This window comes from Photobacterium swingsii (assembly GCF_024346715.1).
In the GTDB taxonomy this organism is placed as follows: Bacteria; Pseudomonadota; Gammaproteobacteria; order Enterobacterales; family Vibrionaceae; genus Photobacterium; species Photobacterium swingsii.
The window spans coordinates 2,328,111-2,352,443 of sequence record NZ_AP024852.1; the positions used below are offsets into that span (position 1 = coordinate 2,328,111).

14 protein-coding genes and 1 pseudogene are annotated in these 24,333 nt (G+C 39.3%); 7 read left to right on the top strand and 8 right to left on the bottom strand.

What is annotated here, in order from left to right:
* The first annotated feature begins 11 nt into the window (after nucleotides 1–11).
* The 3 genes from OCU77_RS10765 (at nucleotide 12) to OCU77_RS10775 (ending at nucleotide 3,865) form a co-directional block, all read left to right on the top strand.
* Entirely contained in the window at nucleotides 12–1,142 is a 1,131-nt protein-coding gene (locus tag OCU77_RS10765; RefSeq protein ID WP_048900800.1) for an S-(hydroxymethyl)glutathione dehydrogenase/class III alcohol dehydrogenase, read from the top strand.
* 163 nt (nucleotides 1,143–1,305) lie between these two features.
* On the top strand, nucleotides 1,306–2,547 hold the full coding sequence (locus OCU77_RS10770) for an NAD(P)/FAD-dependent oxidoreductase (RefSeq protein WP_048900799.1): 1,242 nt from the start codon (nucleotides 1,306–1,308) through the stop codon (nucleotides 2,545–2,547).
* Between the two features lie 70 nt (nucleotides 2,548–2,617).
* A complete protein-coding gene (locus OCU77_RS10775) occupies nucleotides 2,618–3,865 on the top strand; it encodes a dicarboxylate/amino acid:cation symporter (protein WP_048900798.1) in 1,248 nt (415 codons plus the stop codon).
* Nucleotides 3,866–4,008: 143 nt separating this feature from the next.
* Here OCU77_RS10775 and OCU77_RS10780 read toward each other — a convergent pair whose 3' ends face one another.
* Both OCU77_RS10780 and OCU77_RS10785 read right to left on the bottom strand, forming a co-directional pair.
* Complete coding sequence (locus OCU77_RS10780; RefSeq protein WP_107302505.1) at nucleotides 4,009–6,660, bottom strand: cytochrome c peroxidase; 2,652 nt, start codon at nucleotides 6,658–6,660, stop codon at nucleotides 4,009–4,011.
* Nucleotides 6,657–8,399 carry an Lcl domain-containing protein gene (locus tag OCU77_RS10785; RefSeq protein ID WP_244915156.1) on the bottom strand — a complete coding sequence of 581 codons (1,743 nt, stop codon included), beginning with the start codon at nucleotides 8,397–8,399 and terminating at the stop codon, nucleotides 6,657–6,659. The genes OCU77_RS10780 and OCU77_RS10785 overlap by 4 nt, the downstream gene beginning before the upstream one ends.
* A gap of 551 nt (nucleotides 8,400–8,950) precedes the next feature.
* On the opposite strand from OCU77_RS10785, the gene OCU77_RS10790 reads away from it, so the two are divergent.
* Nucleotides 8,951–9,604 (top strand): TetR/AcrR family transcriptional regulator, encoded by a 654-nt coding sequence (locus OCU77_RS10790; RefSeq protein WP_239686085.1) that lies wholly within the window; start codon nucleotides 8,951–8,953, stop codon nucleotides 9,602–9,604.
* An 8-nt stretch (nucleotides 9,605–9,612) separates the two neighbouring features.
* Nucleotides 9,613–9,930, top strand: a complete 318-nt coding sequence (locus tag OCU77_RS10795) for a DnaJ family domain-containing protein (RefSeq protein ID WP_048900796.1) — start codon at nucleotides 9,613–9,615, stop codon at nucleotides 9,928–9,930.
* A gap of 568 nt (nucleotides 9,931–10,498) precedes the next feature.
* Here OCU77_RS10795 and OCU77_RS10800 read toward each other — a convergent pair.
* The 4 genes from OCU77_RS10800 to OCU77_RS10815 form a co-directional block, all read right to left on the bottom strand.
* A complete protein-coding gene (locus OCU77_RS10800) occupies nucleotides 10,499–14,809 on the bottom strand; it encodes a trypsin-like peptidase domain-containing protein (protein ID WP_146156695.1) in 4,311 nt (1,436 codons plus the stop codon).
* Complete coding sequence (locus OCU77_RS10805; RefSeq protein WP_048900792.1) at nucleotides 14,802–15,968, bottom strand: MBL fold metallo-hydrolase; 1,167 nt, start codon at nucleotides 15,966–15,968, stop codon at nucleotides 14,802–14,804. Before OCU77_RS10805 ends, OCU77_RS10800 begins: the two co-directional genes overlap by 8 nt.
* Nucleotides 15,969–16,129: 161 nt before the next feature.
* Nucleotides 16,130–17,548, bottom strand: coding sequence for a UvrD-helicase domain-containing protein (locus OCU77_RS10810; protein ID WP_107302507.1), 1,419 nt, complete (start codon nucleotides 17,546–17,548; stop codon nucleotides 16,130–16,132).
* Nucleotides 17,545–19,269, bottom strand: a complete 1,725-nt coding sequence (locus OCU77_RS10815) for an ATP-dependent nuclease (protein WP_107302508.1) — start codon at nucleotides 19,267–19,269, stop codon at nucleotides 17,545–17,547. Before OCU77_RS10815 ends, OCU77_RS10810 begins: the two co-directional genes overlap by 4 nt.
* A 278-nt stretch (nucleotides 19,270–19,547) precedes the next feature.
* Here OCU77_RS10815 and OCU77_RS10820 point away from each other — a divergent pair.
* Nucleotides 19,548–19,733 (top strand): annotated as a pseudogene (locus tag OCU77_RS10820) (IS66 family transposase); the annotation flags it as partial.
* Nucleotides 19,734–19,890: 157 nt separating this feature from the next.
* Nucleotides 19,891–22,203, top strand: coding sequence for an AAA family ATPase (locus OCU77_RS10825; protein ID WP_048900791.1), 2,313 nt, complete (start codon nucleotides 19,891–19,893; stop codon nucleotides 22,201–22,203).
* A 186-nt stretch (nucleotides 22,204–22,389) separates the two neighbouring features.
* Here the strand turns inward: OCU77_RS10825 and OCU77_RS10830 are convergent, their stop codons facing one another.
* On the bottom strand, nucleotides 22,390–23,361 hold the full coding sequence (locus OCU77_RS10830; RefSeq protein ID WP_160314741.1) for a GIY-YIG nuclease family protein: 972 nt from the start codon (nucleotides 23,359–23,361) through the stop codon (nucleotides 22,390–22,392).
* A gap of 139 nt (nucleotides 23,362–23,500) precedes the next feature.
* On the bottom strand, nucleotides 23,501–24,238 hold the full coding sequence (locus OCU77_RS10835; RefSeq protein WP_048900789.1) for a zinc-dependent peptidase: 738 nt from the start codon (nucleotides 24,236–24,238) through the stop codon (nucleotides 23,501–23,503).
* Between the last annotated feature and the right edge of the window lie 95 nt (nucleotides 24,239–24,333).

Below are 24,333 nucleotides of genomic sequence, written 5' to 3' on the forward strand. Positions count from 1 at the left end.
AGAGAGATGTCATGACCGATAAATTTATCAAATCAAAAGCTGCAATCGCATGGGGCCCAAACCAACCACTATCCGTTGAAGAAGTGGATGTAATGCTGCCACGTGCTGGTGAAGTACTTGTTCGTATTATCGCAACAGGCGTTTGTCACACAGATGCATTCACCATGTCTGGTGAAGATCCTGAAGGTATCTTTCCTGCAATTCTAGGTCACGAAGGTGGCGGTATTGTTGAAATGGTGGGTGAAGGTGTCACGAGTGTTGAAGTCGGCGATCATGTTATCCCACTTTATACTCCAGAATGTGGTGAATGTAAGTTCTGTCTATCTGGCAAAACGAACTTATGTCAGAAAATTCGTGAAACCCAAGGCCAAGGCCTAATGCCAGACGGTACCACTCGTTTCTATAAAGATGGTCAGCCAATCTTCCATTACATGGGCTGCTCGACTTTCTCTGAATACACTGTATTACCAGAAATTTCATTGGCGAAAGTAAACAAAGAAGCACCACTTGAAGAAGTTTGCCTACTTGGCTGTGGTGTAACAACCGGCATGGGTGCAGTACTTAATACTGCAAAAGTACAAGAAGGCGACACGGTTGCAGTCTTTGGCCTAGGTGGTATTGGTCTCTCTGCGATCATTGGCGCTCAAATGGCGAAAGCAGGTCGTATTATTGCGATCGACATTAATGAAAGTAAGTTCGAACTTGCTCGTCAACTAGGCGCGACTGATTGCATTAACCCAACGAACTACGATAAGCCAATTCAAGACGTCATCGTTGAACTAACTGACGGCGGTGTTGATTACTCGTTCGAGTGCATTGGTAACGTGAACGTAATGCGCTCTGCACTTGAGTGTTGCCACAAAGGCTGGGGCGAATCAGTTGTGATTGGTGTTGCCGGTGCAGGCCAAGAAATCTCGACTCGTCCATTCCAGCTAGTCACTGGTCGTGTATGGCGTGGCTCTGCTTTCGGTGGTGTTAAAGGCCGCTCTGAGCTACCTGAAATTGTTGAACGCTATATGGCGGGTGAATTCAAATTAAACGACTTCATCACGCACACTATGGGACTAGAAGACATCAACGAATCGTTTGAACTGATGCACAAAGGCGAAAGCATTCGTACTGTTATTCACTTCGATAAATAATCGTAACCCCTACTCTACTGCGCAGCCTTTAGATTAAAGGCTGCTTTCTTTCATGACCCGCATGCTTGTTCATGCTGCTATGGATAGCACTTTCTACCTTTGATTTTGGCACATGGCCACGCTTTGCATTCATTGCGAAGCGTCTTTTTTTTGAGGACCCATAATGTCTCGGATCGTTGTTGTTGGTGGCGGAGCTGCTGGCCTTGAACTATCGACTCTACTGGCTAAATCTGTTCGTAAGAATGATGAAGTTTTATTGATCGAACCTGAAATTGATCACTACTGGAAACCACGTCTGCACGAGATTGCAGCGGGTACTTTCGACAGTGATTTAGATTCCGTTTGTTATTTTACGCATGGCGCAACACACGGTTATCAACACTACCAAGCCGCGATGACCAATATTGATCGCCAGCAAAAAGTGGTTAATGTACGCAAAGCCGATGGCACCGAAGATACCGTCAGTTACGACTACCTTGTCATCGCTATTGGTGCGGTAAGTAATGATTTTAATACCCACGGCGCACAAGCTCACTGTATGTTTTTAGACTCTGCCAGCCAAGCTCGTGAAGCATGGAATCAAATTAGCCATGTACTTCGCGCAGGCAATGACAGCACTATCAACATTGTTGGTGCTGGTGCAACCGGTGTTGAACTTGCCGCTGAATTAGCGAGAGTGAGCAAAAAACTTAAAAGATATAACGCCGCTTGTTTACACATTAACCTGATCGAAGCAGCTGATCGTGTGTTACCCAATAGCCCACAGAAAATGTCTGAAAAGGTGCAAGAAAAGTTAACACGAAGCGACGTTAATGTATTACTCAATACGCGTATTAAGGAAGTGACTCACGACGGCATGCAAACAAGCGATGGTCAATTCCTAGCAGCCAATACCCAATTTTGGGCTGCTGGTGTAAAAGCCCCTGACTGGTTAAATGGCATTGGTGGTTTAGCGTACAACCGAATGAACCAGATCATAGTGAATCAAGATCTTAGTTCAACCATTGACCCTGCGATTTTTGCAATTGGTGACTGTGCATCTATTCCACAAGCCGATGGCTCAACCGTTCCTCCTAGAGCACAAGCTGCGAACCAAGCTGCGATTCACTTAGCAAAAAGCTTGAGTCGTCACTTAGACGAACAAGCACTCACACCTTTCACCTTCAAAGATGGTGGAATGGTTGTCGCCGTCGGGCATCATTTTGCTGTCGGCTCGTTTGGTATCGCCCCGTTTGCTCAAAACGAACGTTGTGAGGGCAAATTGGTATTACAAGGCCGGATGATTCGACGTATATACGATACGATTTTTCGCCTACACCAAAGCACGGTAAGTGGTGTATTCACTGTTTCGCGCTTAATGATCGCCAAACGATTAAAAGCGGTATTTAAACCGACAGGTATTTAACTGCAACCACAGCCCTCACAACGTCTAGTGAGGGCTAGATAGCCTAGTTGCTATATATTGAGAGCCTACTATGCGTTTCACCTTTTTCAAATCTCTTCCTGTGCAACTTCTACTAGCCGCTATTTCAGCTTGGCTACTCGCACAGCTGATCCCAGCCGATTACATCAATACCGACTCTGCCAGTTTTTCGCTTCTAATGCTGGCAAAAACAACGTACATAGGCCTACTTAAAATGGTCGTCGGCATTGTTGTCATGCTGTCATTATTGCAGGGGATCACAAGCATCGGCTCAACAGTAAAGTTTAAGCAGCTCGGTTGTAAAACTATCGCCTTTTACTCCTTCACATCGATCATTGCGATCAGTTTAGGTTTAGGCGCATCATTAACGCTCCCTGCTTGGCCGCAACTGGTGGATCCTGCAACCGTTACACTGAGTGAACACACCCAATTAATCGATAATAGCTCAGCATCATCAGATGCCATTATTGGTAAATTGATCAGCATGGCACTGCAAAACCCTATTGCTGCGCTATCCAATACAAACTTACTGGCTATTGTTGTCTTTTCGATCTTACTGGGTATTGCTTTACTGGCGAGTTTACCTGCAAAACATGCCGTTTTTGATGTTATTTCAGGGCTGAATAAAGCCGTTAACACATTAGTGTCGGGCATTATTCAGTTTGCACCCTATGCTGTCTTTGCCATCGTGTTTGAGTTTTCTGTCACCAGTAATGGCGAACTATTTGGTCAGCTGGCTCGTTTTGCGGGCTTAGTGTTTCTCCTAACCTTTATACACGGCGCCATTGTTTTACCTAGTATTGCAAAAGCGACAACAGGTATTGGTTTTAAGTCGCTATTTAAAGCGCTGTCTGCGCCTATGGTGATGGCATTTACCACCTCATCGAGTTCTGCAACCTTGCCATTATCAATGCAAACAGCAGAGCAAGAACTTGGAGTATCGCAGTCTACAAGTAGCATGGTGTTGCCGCTTGGTGCCATCATGAACATGGATGGCACTGCGCTATTCGAAGGCGTTGCTGCTATCTTCCTTGCTCAGTTATACGGCATAGATTTAGGCACGAGCGGTTACATCATGATCTTTATTATGGCAATGGTATCTTCTATTGGAGCCCCGGGAATGCCGTCAGGATCCATGTCTGGTATGCAGTTAGTCTTACTCGCAGCAGGGATCCCACTAGAAGCAATTGCAATTTTGCTGATCATTGAACGTCCTCTTGATACTTTCCGCACCGCAGTAAATGTGGAAGGCGATATTATTGCAGCTTTGGTTGTTGATAAGTGGCAAGCGAAAGCTTAAATACAAACAATACACAAAGGGTCAGTAGCCATGCTGCCCCTTTTAGTTCGTTATAACAGGTATAAAAAAGCGTTCGCTATCACTAACGAACGCTTTTCATTTTAACTTAGCAGCAAGCTACACGAGCAAACTCAGCTCTCAGCTTATTGCCCGAGTTCCGTTTTGGTTGCGGAGTCCAAAGGTGATTCAGCGGTAATAGCCACTAAAAATGCTTTCAGAGCCTCGGCCTCTTGATAGGTTAAATTTAATGGCCTGATCTTCTCTGATAGTTTTGGGTAATTTGGATCATACTTGCTCCAACCAAAAGGCGCGTTACTTGCCATGCCTTCAGAGTACATCGAAATGACGCCATCAATAGTATCCACTAAACCATTATGAAACCACGGGCCATGATTCATTACATCACGCAGTGAAGGGGTTTTAAATAACCCGACATCATGGCTATTACCGCTTACATTGTATTTACCTAAGTCTTCATAAAATGCTTTGTAATAGGTTAAACCAACATTTTCGAATTTATGATTGGTAAATTCAGATCCCATATGACAATTGGCACAGCGTCCATTTCGGCGATAAATATCTAACCCCCACAATGCTTGGTCAGACAAGGCATCCGTTTTCCCTAATTCAGCCTCTTTCACAAATCGATCAAACTGGCTCTGCTTGCTGATAATCGTTCGCTGAAAAGTTGCTAATGCCATACCTAGTTGTTCTTGAGTAATCGCCCCTTGGCCAAATACCTCATCAAAGAGTGTCGGGTAATTGGGATGAGCGTTTAACCGTTTCACCAAGTTAGGCAACGATTCAGCCATTTCTAATGGGTCTTGAATCGGCATCAGCGCCTGTTGCTCCAATGTCGCAGCACGGCCATCCCAAAATAACTGTGGTAAGAATGCGCTGTTAACTATGGTTGGCGCGTTGCGCTTTCCACGTTGGCGATCATGACCAATAGAAACTTCCCTGCCATCACCCCATCCTTTTTTCGGTTCATGGCAACTTGCACAGGCAACATCCTGAGCCTGAGACAGAAACGGGTCGAAAAAGAGCTTTTTCCCTAATGCCACTTTCTTTTCATCATAAGGGTTATGATTCGGGAAAACAGGATGAGGCATAGTGCCGAGTTCTTGATAACTACCAATATCATCAACAAAAGGGGCGGGCCAATGATAAGGGTGAGTCGCATAAGCTTGCCTCAAGCGAGTAATATCAGGTTTAGTATGATTCCTAACTGAACGCGGGTCCTCTGTTGCGCGCGGCTCAAACTCACTCGCAATCAGGAGTAGTTTCGCCGTTTGTGTCGCTTTATTCTGGGCCGTTAATGGTGTTGGCTGGAGCGTTGCCGTCATTGGCAGCTTTAACGTGCCATGACCTGTCTCTGTCGATGTAGCAACCCAGTAATCTCCAGCAACTGGCGAATTTAATGATTTTGAATACAACAACTTGTATTCACCACCACTCACTTGCTGATGCATTAATAATGCAAGTTCATCTGCTGTAGGTAAGCGCCAATCACTACGGCCACATTGCTTCGAGCGATTAATCACTTGTAACGCCGCTTCTATCGAGCATTCAGTTTGAGCACAGTTGCTCACACTAGAATCACTCACGTAATTACGTAAAGTGCTTGTCGCGTCACTGCTGTTTGGTATTAGCCAATATACATACGAGAAACGCTTATCGCGCAAATACAAGTTGTCACGAACTAAGCCTCGCATATCATCAAGACAACGCCATGGTGAATCTTGATAATCATCTTGCTGACGATTGCGCGCGAGGGGTTGCCCTGCATTATCTAATCGAATAAAGCTGGTTTCTTCTGCTTGCGGCTTTATTTGTTGATTAGGCAGCGATGGATCTCGATAGCTGCCACTCACCAAAATAACTGAAGCTGGCTTACGCTTATTCTGGCTCAACGATTTCTTTCGATTAGCACCAAAGCTATAACGATAGGCAATATTATCCGCCTGTTGGGCACTGGCATCATTTTTAAGCCAGTAAGTTTCAAAGCCAACATGTGGAAAGAAGAATGGATCAATCGCCGCCTGATTACGATCCAAAGCAAAATCTTGTTCACTGGTCAGGTTTTGCATTTCATAAGCATACGGTAAACGCCAGTCTGTTTTACCGCACCATTGCTGTTGGTTGGCATAATCGATGAGGTTGTTGGTTGTACATGCTTTACCACTCAAGGCACCAGAGAGCGAACAATCTGCTGCAAACCCAGGTAATGTTGCTTCCCAATTTTGCCACGAGAATGTCTCAGTATTCGGATGAATTGCCGTTAGCCAAGTGACACCTTGATGCGTTTCTGCATCTGAAACGCATTGCCATGCCTTTGCCGCCACTTGATCGTTAACGGCTACAACAGAAAAACGGGGCGTTGGCTTATTTACGCGGATCATCCAATCAAGGCTTAACGCCGATAAACCATCTATAACTTCGAGTTTAAACTGATCCGTCCCTGTTAAAGCTAATGGCGCTTGATAAATAACAAGCCCATTAGCAGCGCTGACATTGCCCAACGTTGCAGGTTGAATAACACGCAAGGTTTGCCCTGGCTTCAACGTATACTGATAAGAAAAAGTGTCACCTTGTGTAACTTGCTGCTTAGCATACTTTTTGCCTTTATCAGGTTGCGTTGGGTCTGGAACGGAAGTGTCAGGTTTAGATGTATCCGGTTTAGACCCTGTTGGTAATGCCGTATTACCCGTTGAATTATCTGAGCCATTACAACCTGCAAGTAACAGCAGCGCTGCTAACGAAACAGCGCTAATTAAAAAAGTAGAGCGACTCATTTCTGTTTTACCGATGTCGAAATAAGACGTACACGGAAGCGTTCTGAATGTAATTTGCCACTACTTTCAGACCATTCATTTTGAAATGCGACAGCCATATTTTTATTTTTAGGATCGGCATAATACTCAGTCGCCGTCCAATAGTAGCTGTCAAAACCTACTACGGTGTCATTAAAGATACTCTTGGTATAACCAGCGCGGTAAGACATGTCTTCCATTCCATATGCCAAGCTATCAATCAGCAATGATTTAAGCTCAGATTCAGACGGCAAGCGCCAGTCATTACGACCACATAATGTTTGTGTATTAACGGTTTTAGCATAAGCTTGTGCTTGTTCTAAGGTCATTAATGGTGCTTTTTTATCAATACGTTGCCATAAGATATTGGTATTTGGTACCACACTCTTAAAGAAGCTATCGCTAGTACAAGCCCACTGTTCTAAATCTTGATCACGTAAAGCTTGGCCTGCTTTGCCGTTTTTAATAAAACGTTTTTTCCAATTTTTATCTTCATCGCCTGCTTTATTAATTTCAGACTTTAACTGTGCTGTTATTTCACCTGTCGAGTTATCCGATTCATCTGGTATAACCGCCCCACTCACTAACATTGCAAATCGCGGTTCATTGGTTGAACGAGGTGACATTTTTTCGTATGCGAAGTCGCTGCCCATCCACATTACTAGCGCATCACCCACGGTTTTATTCGAACCTTGCCAATCACCATCAGGGCCTTCATGGCCATTCAAATAAACGGTGAAGTGATTGGTCCAATAAGCTTCATCGTAGTTAGCATCCAAGTAGGGGAAAAAGAAACGATCAATCGGCGATTGACGCTTTTCATCATTCAACATCTCAGTGGTTAATATTGTTTTCCATTCATTTCGCGTTGGCATTCGCCAATCTGTTTTGCCGCATAGCTTTTGGGCATTGGCTATTTCCACTAAATTATCGGTATTACAATCTTTATCAAGCGCACAACTTGCTGGCATATAATCACGGTGATTTAGTGTTCTATCCCCCCAGTAATAGGTTGAATCAAATGCAAAATCACCATTAGCTTGCAAGACCTGCCAAGTTAGATCTGAGCTTGCATCGGTGACACATGACCAATCACTTTTATCACGGGTCAACACTTGCAGATCAGCGGCTAACGCATCACCTGCCGCATCTAATTTGTTAAAGCGAGGAACAATTGTATTCTTATCCTTTTGGTATAACGGCAATGCATACCCTAAGACTTGATACTGCTTATCACCCACTTGATAATTTATTTTAAAATGATAATTCTGCTCAGAAGCCAAACGTGAATGTATTACCGAGCTTTTTGAGCCACTCGAACTAACATTACGATCTTCAGGTGAATCTATCATCGCTTTTGCTTGCTGATCTGACTTATTGAGCTTGCTACTGCTCGTCAGTTCAAACACCATTTCACCAGATGCCTGATCAATATAAGCGTGACCAAAGTTAGCTTTTATATTCGTGACATTCGCCACTGTTAACGCTGATACTCCTGGTGCATCGAAGGTTACACGGTCAATCGCGATTGATTTAACTTGGTCAACAGTGAGCTCTGTTACCTGCGCTTTGTCATTTGTATCAGGTTGAGTGGGCTGTACGGGTTTAGTTGGTTGTGACGGAATTGAAGGCTGTTGGGTAACAGATTTTTTGTGGTCACCATGGTTACATCCCGACAGTAACGTTGCAGCAATAAATACTAATGGTTGGCTGATTTTCATATTATAGTTCTATTGTGTTTTTGTTGAGCGGCGCAGAATATACTCAAGAAAAATCAATTGCAAATGGAAATCAATATCATTCGCTATTCGATCACAGTAATAAATCACCTCCTAACAGCGACTTAGTAAATAGGAATCCAGCAGCACACAGCCTGAATCACCATAAAAATGGGGGGAATGGATAGCCCTCTACGAGTGATTAGGTATAGTGGCTTTAATACAAATCCCTTTCTTTATTTTCAACACACACGAAAAAGCCCTGCATTTCTACTGACCTCACTGTCGCTCTCACAAATCAGATTTAAGAAAATACTCGTATACGGTGCCCATCTGGGTCTACAACCACAATGTAGACAGATTCTTCACGCTCTTGGGTAAATTCAATCCCTTGCTGTTTCCAGCTTGCAAATAGAGCATCAAAGGCACTTCAGATCGTAAGCCAATGACTTAAGCTCTTCCAAAAATCTTAATCAAAATAACTTGACCAATTTAGTTAACACCATTAAGTTAACATAATAAACTTAATGATGTTAACTTATTAGTTTGAGTAAATGATGAAGAGTAAAAACAGCAAAGGTCGCCCCGCTCAGATTTCAAAAACAGAGATCATCGATTGCGCGCTTCAAATTGGGCTAGATCAAGTGAGCATGCATATGCTCGGCAAACAACTCGGGGTTAGTGCAACAGCTCTCTATCGCCATGTGAGCTCAAAAGATGACCTCATCCTTCAGTGTTGTGATTTCGTGATGGGAAAAGTCGAAATTCCGAATGAAACCGAATGGGAACCTTATCTTTATTGCTTTGCAAAAAACTTTAGAAAGGTACTGCTTTCCATTCCGGGTTCCGTTGAGTTTATTCGGTACACTCAAGAATTTACGCCTAACTCCTGCATCTTAGTAGATGACATGCTGGGCGTATTTCGTAAGGAAGAGTTTGATGCTCAAGTTGCTTTCATGACATTCGCAACCGTTTTTACCCGCGTTACCGACATTGTTCAGCATCAAGAAAGAGCAGGGAAAATCCAAAAAAGTAAGGTGCCAAGCCATATTGAACATATCGATGATAACAACCTACCTAACCTTTCATGGCTCTTGAAGCAGACCAAGCCCGTTGATTACGACCAGTATTTTGCAGATGGCATTACAATTTCTGTTGAAGGGTTAAAAGCATTTTTTGTCTCACCATCCACTCACGAATGTGATTAGAGGTATATATGTCATTGTTTATAGATAACGCAATTGCTGGCTGGATCCGTAAAGCTGAAAAAAGTGGAGAATTGAACAACAATCAATACAAAGGAAAGGCAATCGATCTTGACGATTACTTCAGAACGCCAGCGGAACACCGACTTGGGATGAAGATCCTAAAAGATGCTAACTGCCTTCCTCCAGCAGTGGAGCTGATGAAACAGATCAGTACCAAGAAAGAAGCACTCGAAAAGATTAACGATCCAGAAAGTAGGAATACCTTGCAGAAAGAGATAACTGCACTAGAACTAAAGAAAAACTTACTACTAGAAGAAAATCGCTAACGCTTTTTAAAAACAACAAGCGATAGTAACCCTGTTCTAGGGTTCGGCACCCTATCTTTAATCACAAAATTTAGGCGAAAAAAAACCGCTGAAGTTTCAGCGGTTTTCTTTGAATATGGCGGAGCGCTTTGGGTATGGCGGATTTGGTACAAATCCTTTTCACGTTAGCTCAAACGCAAAAAAGGCGCTAATAAATTAGCGCCTTTCTTAAATGTGGCGGGCTGAATGGGACGATTATGGGCACTGGGAATACAATGTGGATTTGTAGATTATCCTTAAAAATCAATATCTAAATTGATGTTAGAATTGACATTATTAAGTACTCATTGAAAAATTACCGATAACAGTAAGCATCCTCAGGTTAAGCCCTAGGATGCTTACTTTTCCCACTTTTACATCAAGCAACAACACTATTGATGTCGAGGGAGCACTTTATTTATAGCTTATATGATCAAAGTAGTGGTGATTGGGATCTCAAATAAAGTAATAGTCCAATATATTGGAAACTCACCATCGATAACGGTGAGTATACCTATAGCAGATTCTTTGCTAAATGCTTAGAATCTGCTCATGCCCCTACAACCTTAATAAATTTATTTATTTCACCTTTGATATGACCATCTATTAACTCATACACACCCGAAATTTCTAGCCATTGATTAGACTTTAGATTTGAACTTTGTATTTGCTTTTCACCAAGAACCGTCCAAATTATCTTTAGCCCTTCTTCTTTTAAAAATTCTTCAAGTAATTCTTTATTTACTAATAACTGAGAACTATCCTCACCAAACATGTGCGGATCAAAACAAGCCAAGATGCCATTTTCATTAAACCAACAACTCGCGATTTCTGAGAAGCTAAAATTCATACCTTTGAACATCAAATCCCTTGCAGCTAAGAATGAAGTCGCCTCCGTTCCCTCCCAACGATGCACTTCAGCAGTTGGTAAAACTTCAGCAATTATCTCATCGTCCTCATAATTAGTTTGGTTCTTTTTTATAGCCTGCCAGTCCAACTCATCATTTTCTATAACCTTATCTTTATAGGCAGGTGACCAATAGTGCTCTTTACTAAATACAGAGTAATTTTCATTACCCTCAGGCATCCACCTACCCATAAAGTTTTGTTGCTTTAACCATTCTCTTAATGAATCAAAATTCTCTTCTCTCACTAAATAGCTACGAACTTGATACCATAAGTTTTTAGGCTCACTTCTGTAAGAATCTAATCCCAACTTATTCTTCTCTTTCCACGAGTAATCATTTTGTAAACTTAAGAAGTCGTTATGTTCAATCATTAATATAGGGTCAGGAAGATTAACATCAGAAATTAACCACTCAACATCATCAGCTTCCCAGTCATTATAGTTAATACTATTCAACTTGATTGGAGGTTCAGTACTCTCAAGTTTCGATATTATATGAGTGGGGTCTATATTTCGTAACCAATTCTGCCAAGGGCCTTGATAGTATTTACCTTCATCATAACGGTCATCGAACACTTTAATATTATCACCAAGACGCGCCACAACTTCATATAATGCAAGCCACTGATACTTCTTACCTATACGCTCAACTTTATTTTCAAACCTATTGCCTCCGCTTACATTACGATCATATTTACCGTGAAGTTCTACGTCATAACCGTATTTTTCAAAAATCAATTTACATGCATAATTACTTAAAGGATTAGGATCCAAGTCTTTCCAAAGATTTAATGCAGCTTGAAAGGTATATCTCCCAAAATCACCATATCGGCAAGTGCCTCTACCATATTCAGTAACCATTGATGATAATATACGATTTTTTGACCAATACTCTTCTTTAAAGTTTGGATCATTCCAATCAATAGCAAATTTATCAGTTTCATCATTAGATGGATAAAATTCGGGTAATTTACTATTGTATGGAGGTCTAATAACATCAGAATCATCTAACGAAATTAAATTATTAAACAGTGAAAATTCTACAATATTTCGAGCATAATCCCTTACTAAAACATTAGGATATACTTCATCCTTAAGAAATATTTCATCAACTATATATTGAGATAGCATACTTATATCTGAAAAATCAGTCGAATTTAGAGTAGCTCCATAGAGAGCAGCTAGCAGTCTTTCATATACGTATGGGTCATCGACATTCTCAAACTTCTTTAAAAGCTCATGACCAATTTTAAGCTCATCTATTAGAAGAGTTGCTAAGGCTATTGTGGAACTATTACGTAATTCGATATCAGTCGTTGTACACAACCACAAAATAGCATTAGCTATCAAAGATTTTGATTCATAAGAAATGCTTTTATGCATATCTGATTCTTTTATCCACTCCAAGAGTCTTCCTATAGAAGATTCACTCGTGGTCATATTTTTTAGATATACAGACCACAACGCATCCCTTTCTGGTAGCGTCATGGATATTAAGTAATTATGTAAAGTATTTGCATTGTATGAATGATTATCGTCACCAGCAATTGAATAAGAAAGCTCTATAAAGGATTCAAATGTTTCCACATATTTTAATACAGCATCTTTGACATATTCATCGGTAACAGTAGAAATTGTATCTGAGTTTCGCCATAGCAAGCTATTTACCAAAGAATTAATAACGAAAAGTTCTTCTTTTTTATCTTCATCTAGTAATTCAAAAAATTCTAAACCGTATCTTTCGGGTAACTGCAGGGATAATGACTCTAGTAAACCTTGATATTTATATTCTTCTTTAACGAGGTAATTTAACTTTCCGTTAGACTTAAATACATCAATTATATTTTCTTTTGTAATAACTTCATCAATCAATAAAGCTGCTGAAAAATGATCATCAAGTCTTTCATATGAAAAATAAATCCCCTCCTCATCTTCTTCATTACTCAACCAATAAATGTTCTTTGAAAACAGTCCCTCGTGAACTAAATCTTCAATGATTCCTCTTTTATTTGAATATCTATCAACCACCTCATTTGCCAAATCACAAGCGTCATCATATGGAATATAATTTAACTCATTTTCTGCCTTATACCTAATTAAACTATTCACAATTTTACGACATACTTTCCTAGAGTCACCATAATCGTAAAATTCAGGCTGACATAACTTATCATCAATATTGTCTAAAAAATAATTGATTACACTCGTTATACCCCCATACCCCTTGGGGATATGTGATAATTTTCTATAAAATAAGCCCTCACAAAACAGCTTTAGAAACAAAGGGTTTGAGAATTCAGGGTTAATAAAAGGAATTTTTGGTAATTCAATATTATAATTATTGAAGAAAACTTTTACTGCCTCATGCTCACAGCCTGAGAATCCAACATGTGTTGAATATATTATTTTTGTTTTATCTGCAAAGTCTTTAGGGATTATTTTTCGTGCATATGTATCTCTAATACTAATGACTAAACTGATCCAAGGATATTTTTTAAAATCATTTACAAAAGAATTCAAACTTTTAGACCAAAAGTATTTCCCTCTACCTTCATTGATCGCATCAATAATAAACAATACCTGTTGCTCTTTTTCTTCTCCAATTTCGTTTAGAGTTTTAAGTAGCTCTTCTTCAGAACATTTCAACCTAAGAAGATCATCTATAACTTGACTCCAAGGCGGTTTATCATTAGTAAAATGCTGCCCGAGCAGCAAAATTGCAGGTATGCCTAACTTATTCTGTTTAGAAGCGGTATCCGCAAGAAGGTGAGATTTACCAGTACCAGCTCTCCCTTGTAATAACATATAGGGATGATTAGCTAACTTCAAAAACCTATTATTAATATACGTTCTGAAAGCATAAGATACATTTTCAGCATCAATTATTATACTGTTTATGTTTGTTTTTTTATTACAAATTTTTGATCTAGATATATCATTTATAGTTCTACTAATTTCTTCTTCGTAATCTAAAACTCTAACTACATCTAAATATTCAATCTTTATGGAAATGAACCTCTCAATATCCACTTGTATTTTTGACATATTTTCAAAAATTTTCTCCCTCCACTTATTAGTATTTAATCCCTCTCCACAACTCTTATACACAGAAAGAAATTGCTCTAAATTATTAATTTTCAATAAATACTTATGTAGTTCCAACTTTAAATCTTCGTAAAACTCTTGATTACGAAGTATAGCATTGAGTTCATTTGAAATTTTTAGCTTAACATTTATCTCTGGTGTATAACGAACCCCTAAATCAGATATACTTTTTTCTACATTTTGATTGAACCATTTCTCTGAAAGTACTTTCCTAAGAGGGTTATGCTTAGATGTTTTTCTCGATTCTACATGAACCCCTTCGCTAACAAGCAACTCTTTAAAGTACTTTATTGACAATGCGGTGAGCTCTTTTGACTCACCGCACTCTAATAGTTCATTATTAATTATACCTACGATATTGCCATAAATAACCACTGGAGAACCAGAATAACCAGCGTAAGTAGAAAGCTTCTTTGAATGTTCTAGTTCAAGATCAATCTTGCTATTTCTTAGGCTTCCTAGTTGTTGATTTATAATGTTATCACTACCTTTTAGTGTATTATCACCTGTTATTTCTTTAGCTTTAGGGTAACCTCTAGAACACCACTTAGTCCCGCGTGTAATAATATTATAATCAACGATACTAATTGAACTAGCTAGAGTAAATTCAGATTCAAGCTCTAACAAAGCAACATCCAACTTCTTATACGAATCGTCTATCTTTTTACTTAAGTTAGCTTTAATTACCTTCCCATCACTGCTTGTAAGAAAAATGCTTTTACTGTTAAATTCAGTTATTACATGGAATGCAGTAATAGCACGATTACCACTTATCAAAAAAGCAGTGCCAGATTTGTTACCACACTCTACTTTAAGTACAACTCTATCTAGTTCCATTTTATCACTCAAATACTAATTCATTTAAAACTGTTACTGTAAACTCGCCAATTCCATCAAAGTATTTATTATTAAATTCCAATACTTTATCATGATTATAATTTGTTATTATTTTAGCATGTCGATCATTGTCAACTATTTTTGCAATAGTAGCTAAATCAGGGTGAGAATACTTACCATTAGTTGAAATCATATATTTTCTTGCTGATATTAAACTGAGTATTCTATTTGAAATATTATTATTGCTACCATGATGAGATAATTTAACAAAATCAAAATTTAACTCATACCCAGAGTCATTTAACTTTTTAAGTTCTTCATAAATGAGATCTTCATGAGCATCGGCTAAGAATAGAAGTTTTACATCTTCACTTTCAAGAATTACTGCTATAGATGAACCATTTGTAACAGAACGATCTTTACCTTTCTTATTTTTTAATTCATAGAAAGTTAACTTATCTTCATTTTTCGCAATCTCATTTACTTCTGAACTGTGATTAGAATGCTTCATATATTGTTCATAAGCATCATCAAAAATTATGTCATTATTAAGTATGAATCCATATTTTTCTGACTCTAGCTTTTCTTTCCACTTTATTGCTAGTGAATTAAGTTTATTAACACTAGGTGATATAACCTTAACTCTCACATTTGTAGAAATAGTCAACTCTTGTTCACTGATTAATACTGCTTTTTCATTTAAAGAAACATTCCAATTATAATTATACTTGTATAATAATCCAGCGAGCGTAATTCCTTCGTCTATTTTTATTTCCGAAAGTCCATCAGTTGAAGAGGGTGGTGTATTTTGCTCTCGTATTTGTTTAAGTACTAATTTCTCTTCCCGTTCGAGAACCTCATCGACCTTATCAAATTTAAGGTGCCGATAGGAGTTATGCCAAACCTCACCTACTTGTATAACTGTATTGTTATCTTTATTTTCTTTTATGAATTCAATAGCTCCACAAATATGGTCATTATCAACATGGCTGACAATTAAAAGATCAATTTTTTTCCCACTTTCTTTTAGCTCAATTAGATCAGGTTTAATAAATGATTGATATGTTTCTTCAAGCCCCATATCAATGATAATATTTGTACTATTATCATTGCCAAAGCTAATTAAAAAAGCATCTCCTTCTTTAGCAGGATACATTTTTATTTTTACCATACAGAATCACAACCTTTTATCAAAACAAATAATCCTTGGAAATTTTATAGATACTCATGCCCTATAAATAATTTATTTTTTACTTTATACCTTTATTCTAACTTAACTTGCCTAACGCACATTTAAATTTCCCATTGACAATTAACGACTAAGTATTACAATTAACTTACAAGGCAACTTCGAGAAAAAACAGTAACCGTTTTAGCCCCACGAGAAAGAGCAACGTACAGGTGTTTGCTGTCCATTCCTCTCGAATTTGCATCGAGAATTAAGCAATGATCAGCTTCCAGCCCTTTAAGTAATAATGTAGATCCAATTGCTCGTTTAGGGATCCGGGAGTCACCTCTTTGTCTTATCTGCTCCCTTATTGCCATTGCTGACTCAGATATAGTTTTACTTGGTGAACTAATCGACAAGGAAACAGAGTCCTTCAATGCAGTAAAAGCACTTCTACGGTATATCCTCGTACCATCTTTTCTCTCAATTTCTTGAAGAGCCATCAAAATATCAGTGCGAGCATTACTATTAGCAACGGTAAATAATGCATTTTCAAGGAGGGTTGGTGGTTGTCTGTTTCTTCCACCAAGAATACTCTGAATACGAGCTAGTGTTCGTGCCATTTCAACATTGGTGACCATTGTGCTCGCTGTAGTAAGTATGCTCTCCACCAAAGCCATACCGTTTAAACGGTCAAACTGTTCAGCAGCATTAATAACCTGTGTTAGTTGTACCTGTTCTACAACTTGAGTCGTTCGACTACTCTGTGCGTACCTATGTCGAGACCGTTCGTTAATTGAGCTTCCAATTACAAGAAACGAATCAAATTGATATCGATTGATTATCCTTTGCTGGGCATTCTGCTGATTAACAAGATCTGTTTGATCGACATTTGTTAATTGCTGCCACTGAACGTGGTTAGGGCAGTCAGTAAGATCTAGATTCCTCCCTTGTTGTAAGGTTTCTCTAGCTGCAAGAATCCATTCACCAAGAACTGGTGCACCCGCATTATTCCAACGCCATGGTGTACTTAAGGTTCCAAGCAATGGAAACCTACACTGCACTTCATGTTGCCAATCTGGCATTGGGCCTGCGAAGTTAAAAATGCATTGCATCGGATCGCCAAAAACAACCGTTGGTAGTACTTGTGACAGAGAAGCGATGATATTGTGTTGATTATTGTCACAGTCTTGGTATTCATCAACCAACAGCCTTGAATATGATGCCTTTATGATTTCATAAAGAGCCCCTGAATTAAGAGTCCTAAGTACCGATTGTCTTAACTCCGGATAATACTGGCGAGCATTATCTGGAGATGCAGTGATTGGACAAGATACCGGAAAACTATTAGCTATTCGAACAGCCCAGCCATCAATAGTTGTAACAACATAATGAGAAGAAGGAACAAACAAACGGCGTAAGCGCTTCTTAAGAGCCGATACACCAGCAGTTGTATGAGTTAGAACCAATATTGGCTTTTGCGGCCGAATAGACAAAGCTTCGGTAATCAGGTGTGTCTTTCCGCAACCTGCAGGCGCGACTACTGAACCTAAGTCACTATCGAGTACGGCTTCAATATTCATTGCTCAAACGCCCAAACAAATAAATCATTTACAGGCGAGGTAAGCTCTTCTGTGAATTCGCTGTAACGAGGGCCAATTATTTTTCTGGATATATTTTCTGCTGGTTCTATATCTTTAAACCAGCCTTTTTTGTTCGCGGCTTTGGCAAGGATCACACGATGGGCATCGGCAAATCGTTCGCGACAGTCATCTAAACTAACTGACTGATTTGAATGCGCTTGAATATGGGCATGTATTGAATCGGCCCCTTTTCTTTTACTGGCCATATCTAATAGAGAAAGAACAGCGCCAGCAGGACAAGCTGCAAAGATAGCATCCTCTGTAGCCCTATTATGACCCCATTCAAATACGGAAATACCGGCTTCTATCGCATTTTGTTTGTGCTCATGATGCTGCTGAGCTTTATCTGAATCTTTAAAAATTGCCGTTGGATAACCAAGTGATGCAAAAATATGTGCTCTAGCAAACATAGTATCACCACCACCATCAGCACAATGGATGCCTTTGGATGTTATCGTTTGATAGCCTGCATCTTGGTTAAAAAGATCAATACCTCTTACTAAACCAATTTCTGTTTTACCTTCACAAACAATGACACTTTTACTGAAAAATGATTCAGCGCAGGCACGTAACGTTGCTTGCTGTAAGCCTTCCCCATTTAGGCTGTAAACCGTATGTTGAATATGATCTGGCCCTAAAACCACCTGTGCAATTGTTGGTTTACGCATTACATGCAGTTGTTGAGCTTGCAATTCACGGAGTACATACGGAGAATGGGTTGTGATGAACACTTGCTGGGTTGGAGCGGTATCTTTAGAACCTAACTCGTTGAGTAAACGGGTAATACGATAGGGTTCTAGTCCATATTCGGCCTCATCAACAATAATAACTTTAGAGCGACTGGCTGCTTTCTGAAGGCCGCTAATTAGAAGTCTTGACGACCCTGTGCCAAGCTGTCGAAGAGGGGTATTATCACTATTGTGTAAGCTTATAGCACCATTAGATAAGGAAATTCCATTTACATCTAATAACGCTTTCAGCTCTCCGACAGGTACACCTAAGCCATTAGATATATTTTTGACTTGTTGCAAAACGCCAGTAACTCCTTCAACTTGCTGTTGTGCGAAAGCTTCACGGGTTTGCCTTCCTAACTGTGCAAGGACAGTTGATACATCAAATGTCTCTTCAGAAAGTTTATTTAGGACTGATCGACTGCCCCAAGCAAGGTTCTGGTGTGCGGTTGTTCCTAAGCGAGCCGGAGATAAGAGCTCTCTGTGTTTCCACGGTAACCTACGCTCTAAACCATCCGCTTCCGCTCTTTCTGAAAACAATCGCCAATCTGGGTCTAAATCACTATCTACCGTTAACTTTATAGTCAAAACAGTTTCGGTATCTTGCTGAGGCTCATCAACGATTTCCTTGGTAATTGCATTATACCCTCTTAAAAAGAATCCATAACATTCGATATTCTTTAGATCGTCATGCAAGTCACCTAGTGTGATTGTTATCGATAGAGGAGATTGGGTATTTAGCTGGTAAAAGTCAGCATCGTTGAAGGAATAGGAACGTCGAGCTCCGAGCGTAAGGTCAATAGCATCCAACAATGTAGATTTTCCTGAATCGCCAGGGCCAATAAGGCAATTCAGTCCCGGCTTTGGGTGCCATGATAGATTTTTGAGCGTTCTAAAGTTTATTATTTCTATATGGCGTATAACTGACATGAAAACTTCCCTACGTTTCAAAGTAACAAACTTGCTCAAGTATACGCCCCCCACCTGCCCAGAAAATAAGACTATCTACAATAATGTGCACTATTTTGTGATACTACACACTTAATGAAGACTTTTAGATTAATGAGGGCTTAGTAAGGTTTTACAAACTCTATGCGAACAAAGAAGCTGGTACGAAAATCCATGTAAGCTCTGATTGAGGAATAAATGAGTTGAATACATTTATCCGGTTTGTAGTGATGTAATGGACGCCTCAGCACCCAGGGTGAGTGGTCATAGGCAGAAAAAGCTGGCTCTTCGCTGATACTCCGAAAGGTGCAGATGCCAGTGCGATGCTCAATGGCATCATCGAAACCGCAAAAACTAATAGACTAATCCTGTTCGACCATATGGTTAAGTGTATAGAAGAGTTAGCCAAGCCTGAGTCTGGCTATTCAACACGTCGCCCCCCCTAGAACCTCTCTAATTAATCATCGCCCCGTGGGATCATGGGGGGGATACTGTTGTTTTTTTGCATTCAAGAAATCAATCATATTATATGCATATCATTAAGTATAAGATTGATGCAACAAGTGGATTATCAATATAGTAATTTTCTAGAACGAGTGTGAAATGTTAGAAAGAATAATAAAAATCGAAAACATCAAGCAATGGCAACATAAAGGAGGGCTAAGTCAATCTTTCGATATGCTCAACCTTATCTATGGTAGAAATGGCTCTGGTAAATCGACTCTGTGTAAACTATTCGAGTCCATCAACCAAAGCGATAAATCGAGCATTGAGGCATTACAGTCGATTGAGTCTCAAGGAAAGCAAGCCCTACAGCTTAGGGTTGATTCTCAAAACATCACATTAGACTCCTTACAGTCGTCTTTTACCTTTCAAGTGTTTAACCAAGCTTTCATAGACAACAATCTTTACATCTCTAATAGTAAAGATCGCAAGCAGCTATCGAACTACTATGAGTTTTCATTAGGTAACGTGTCTGTCGAGAAAGAAAAGGAAATTGACCAGTTAAAAGCTCAAAATGAGACTTTAACGAGTCAAATCACCCCTATAACGACTCGACTATCAACTAAGTTTCCCTCAAAGACTCCTGCTAAAATTCGAGCTATCAAATCGACTCCTAACGCTGATGATGAGCTAGAAACTTTGAAAGCCCAACTTCAAGACCTTAAGAGCGTTGAACACTTTAGAAAGCGGAAGTGTCTATCTTTACTAAAGCTTGAAAAGCCAGAGTTAAAGACAGATTGTTTTATTATAAACATCGAGCAACTATCTAAAGATGCAGAAGAAAAGGTCAACTCACACATTGCAAAAAACCTAAAAGAACAAGATAGCTTTTGGATAGAAACAGGGACAAACTTAGTCACTGAATCGAACGACTGTCCTTTCTGTGCCCAACCACTTTCCTCATCGCCAATATTCCATCTCTATCAAGAGTTCATTAACGAATCTTATCTAAGTGCAAGTAGCAAATTTGAACTTGCCAGTGATGATTTTGAAATGAGTGTTAGTGATATCTGTATAAAACTTGAAGCACTAGAGAATCGTGTAGAGTCAAATAAAAATGTAATGAGAGAATGGGCTGATAGAATTGATGAAATTTCTTTGGATTTTGATTTTTCTAAATTGGGCAGAGTTTCTATAAATCTTGAATTAGAATGCTCAAAGATAATCCAAAACAAAAAGAAGGATTTATTATCCCAAGTAGACTTAACTAAGTTTAACGAACTTTTTAATCAGATTTTTAATGATATAGATTTTACTGCTTATAATAATGCTGTAAACAATTACAATCAGTCAATCAAAGATTTTGTAGATGGTTTGGGAACAGAGACAAGTCAGTCCATTCAGTCTAAGATTGACGTTATCACAGAATCAAAACTAAGGTTCACTCCTGAGGTCGTAACTGACCTAGCAGACTTTAAAACTTTTAATGAATCTAAGAATACTAATACAAAGAGAATTAAAGAACTTAGAGATGAGATTACCGAAGAACAAAAAGATAATATCAGTAAACATAAAGACTCTATCAATGAGATATTAAAAAGCTTTCATTCAATGATTAGATTAAAGGAATTGGATAAGGACAATAAAGGTAAAGGTGGTTCTACAAGATTAAAATACGTTATAACTTTCATTAACAATGAACTTTCTATTTTAGATGAAAATGAACATCAACATATCTTTGAACACGTTCTAAGTCTTGGTGATAGGTCTGCTCTTGCTCTTGCTTTCTTCTTATCTAGATTTGCAAAAATTAATGATGATAAGTCAATTATTATCCTAGATGATCCAATGTCTTCACTAGATAGTTATCGTAAAGACGCAACAATCGTTCAAATTGCCAAACTTATTGAAAATAATTATCAAACGTTTGTTTTTAGTCACGATCCTTTCTTCTTGTCTGACATCTATAAACATTCGATTCTTTCAAAAGATTCACAGTGTTTTGAAATTGAGGCTTCATACAAAGATTTAGACCCTCTTGCCCCTGATAGCTCCAAGTATATATCTAGTAAAATGGTTGCTAGAGATAACTACGATTCTTATGTGCTGCATTCTTATCATAAAGAATATAATAAACTTTATGATTTTGTTTCTGAAGGTAGTGAAACTGATAAAGTAGAAGTTGCGAGGTCTATACGCCCAATCTTAGAAGCATACTTGAGATTCTTATATCCAAAACAGTTTATTAAAGGAATGTGGCTGGGCGAGATGATCACGAAAATCCGCGAAGAGACTGATGAATCAAGCCTCTTCTATGATAAACACGGAAAATTTAGCACAATTTCCAAAATAAACGAGTTTTCAAAGGATTATCATCACGCTGATGGTTTCGACACGAAAATTCAAGATCTGGACTTTCAGACTGTCCAATCTTACGCCAAAAATACATTGCAGTTCATAACTGGTATGTAGTTTGATTTTAGAATCTTCTTTCTATTTGGTCTTGTCAATGGTGATGAGGCCTTTTTAAGAGGCTATTAATTAGCACAAGTGATCGAAAAATATATCTTAATATACTCGTGATCTGCGAACACTAACTCAGAATGGAGCATCGACGTGCTAGCCGACGATCGCTAACACGTCACGGACATAAATTACTTAGCTAATATCCAATTCTTCGCACTGCACTTCAACCATCAGATTATCTAACAAGTAGTTGTTCACTAATTCTTCAACATACTCAGGCACAAGTCCCTCTTGACTATTGAAAAACTCTCCCTCATATCTCAAGTCATCGAGCCAGGCGTGAATATCTTGCTCCGCTCGGTAAGCATACCCTGGCTTGAACTTCCATGCTTTAAGAATGTGAAACTTGAGTGGTGTTAGATTAAGATTCCCTGCCAACTGCTTAGATCTGTTCTCTAAGTTTTCACTGAAGCCAATTTTAACAACGTCGAAAATAGCCTCATCGTTATTCATTTTGTTGATATACTCGCCAACATAAAGGTACGCTGGCTGCATCTCCTTATATTCACCAGATTCAATCATCTTTCCGATGATCATGGCGAATGCTCTAGCTGGTAAATGTCCCTGTTGTACTAACTCCCTCAGCTCTTCGCGGTACTTCTCAATTACTTTTTGGTCAATTGGACTGCTTTGCTTGATCTCCTTCCAGTAATCAGCAACTTTATACTTGGCTTCTTCCCTCGAAATTTTCTTAGGCTTGGTCTCTCGTTCCTTTTTTTTCATTTTGACTAAGTTAATGTGCTTGCCAAAATCTAGCTCGATATCGCTCCAATTAGAAAAGGTTTTGATCTTCTCCCTCTCTTGTTCGGGATTCACTAACCCATAGATTCCTGTGCCACATTCACCGTGTTGTGCATCCACGACTAAAGCACCTAGATGAGGGCACCCCTGAGACTTGGTAAACTCCCAGATCGTACCAAGTCGACGCCCCACATGGCGATGGTGAAAGGTTTTAACTGGTTTCAGATGAGGGTGTCTTGCCTTCACTTCTTCAACTATATCACCATAGGTGATTCGAGGATCAGACAAGGTAACCCGCTCAATGAGGATAGGAAAAATCAGCTCCGCAAAAAGAATATCAAGATCAGTAATGTGTCCAGACATAATCAGCATCCACATCTAGTTTATCAATAGCTATGCAACCAATACTACTACATGTAAATTCTAGGTATAACTATATAAATCAAAACATAAAAAGTAATCGTGATGTTCTAAATCACCTCACTCAAAGCCAAAAATTCTCTCATTCGCCCCCATCCAATATCTCGACCATGTGAAGACCATAAATGCCGACCAACTCGCGGTATAACTTAGGATAGTCGTTGTAGATTGCTGCCGGGTTAGTAAAAAACAACTCAGATAATACTGCGAAGTACTCTTCGGGCGGATGGAACATAATCTCATCATGAGTGTTGACATGGTCAACTATCTCACCCAGTGGTGTCGCACAATCTGGGACTATATCGCCCTGTTGCGACTTAATATTGTCAAGGTAGACCTCATAGGCCTCACGCAGTACTGCAGTACTGCCTGACAGACCATACAAATGATCGAGAATATGGGCGAACTCATGAACAATCAGATTTTGCCCCTCGGTGATTTCAATCGACTCCTTCAAACAAGGCCTGGCGCTCAATCGCACCGTTGAAGTCTCATACGCATCACCATCAACCTGCAAATCGTCAGAACAAATGTGGATCCATTTTACGGAAGAGAAATAATCTGTTTGCTGAGCCCCACCCACCAGAGCTGCATTGGCCGCGATTACCATCAGTAAAGTTTCCCTATCTTCAATCTTGATATCAGGACTGACCAGCACCGTCTTACCGTTATAAAATTCGTTTACGAAATGACAAATGATCCGTTGCTGCTCATTCGAGAAAAACGGATATAGCGCCATTGAGGACAGCAGGGTGCCGTGAATATTCTCAAACCTGTTCTTTGCCTTCTTACCTTTATTCTTGCTTTTGCTAAAAAACATGCCAACTCACCCTATAAACAACTTAAACATTAACTAATTACAAGCATACCATTCTTGAGTGTGGAAGCTCTGCCAGGCAAAGTAGCCAGTTAACT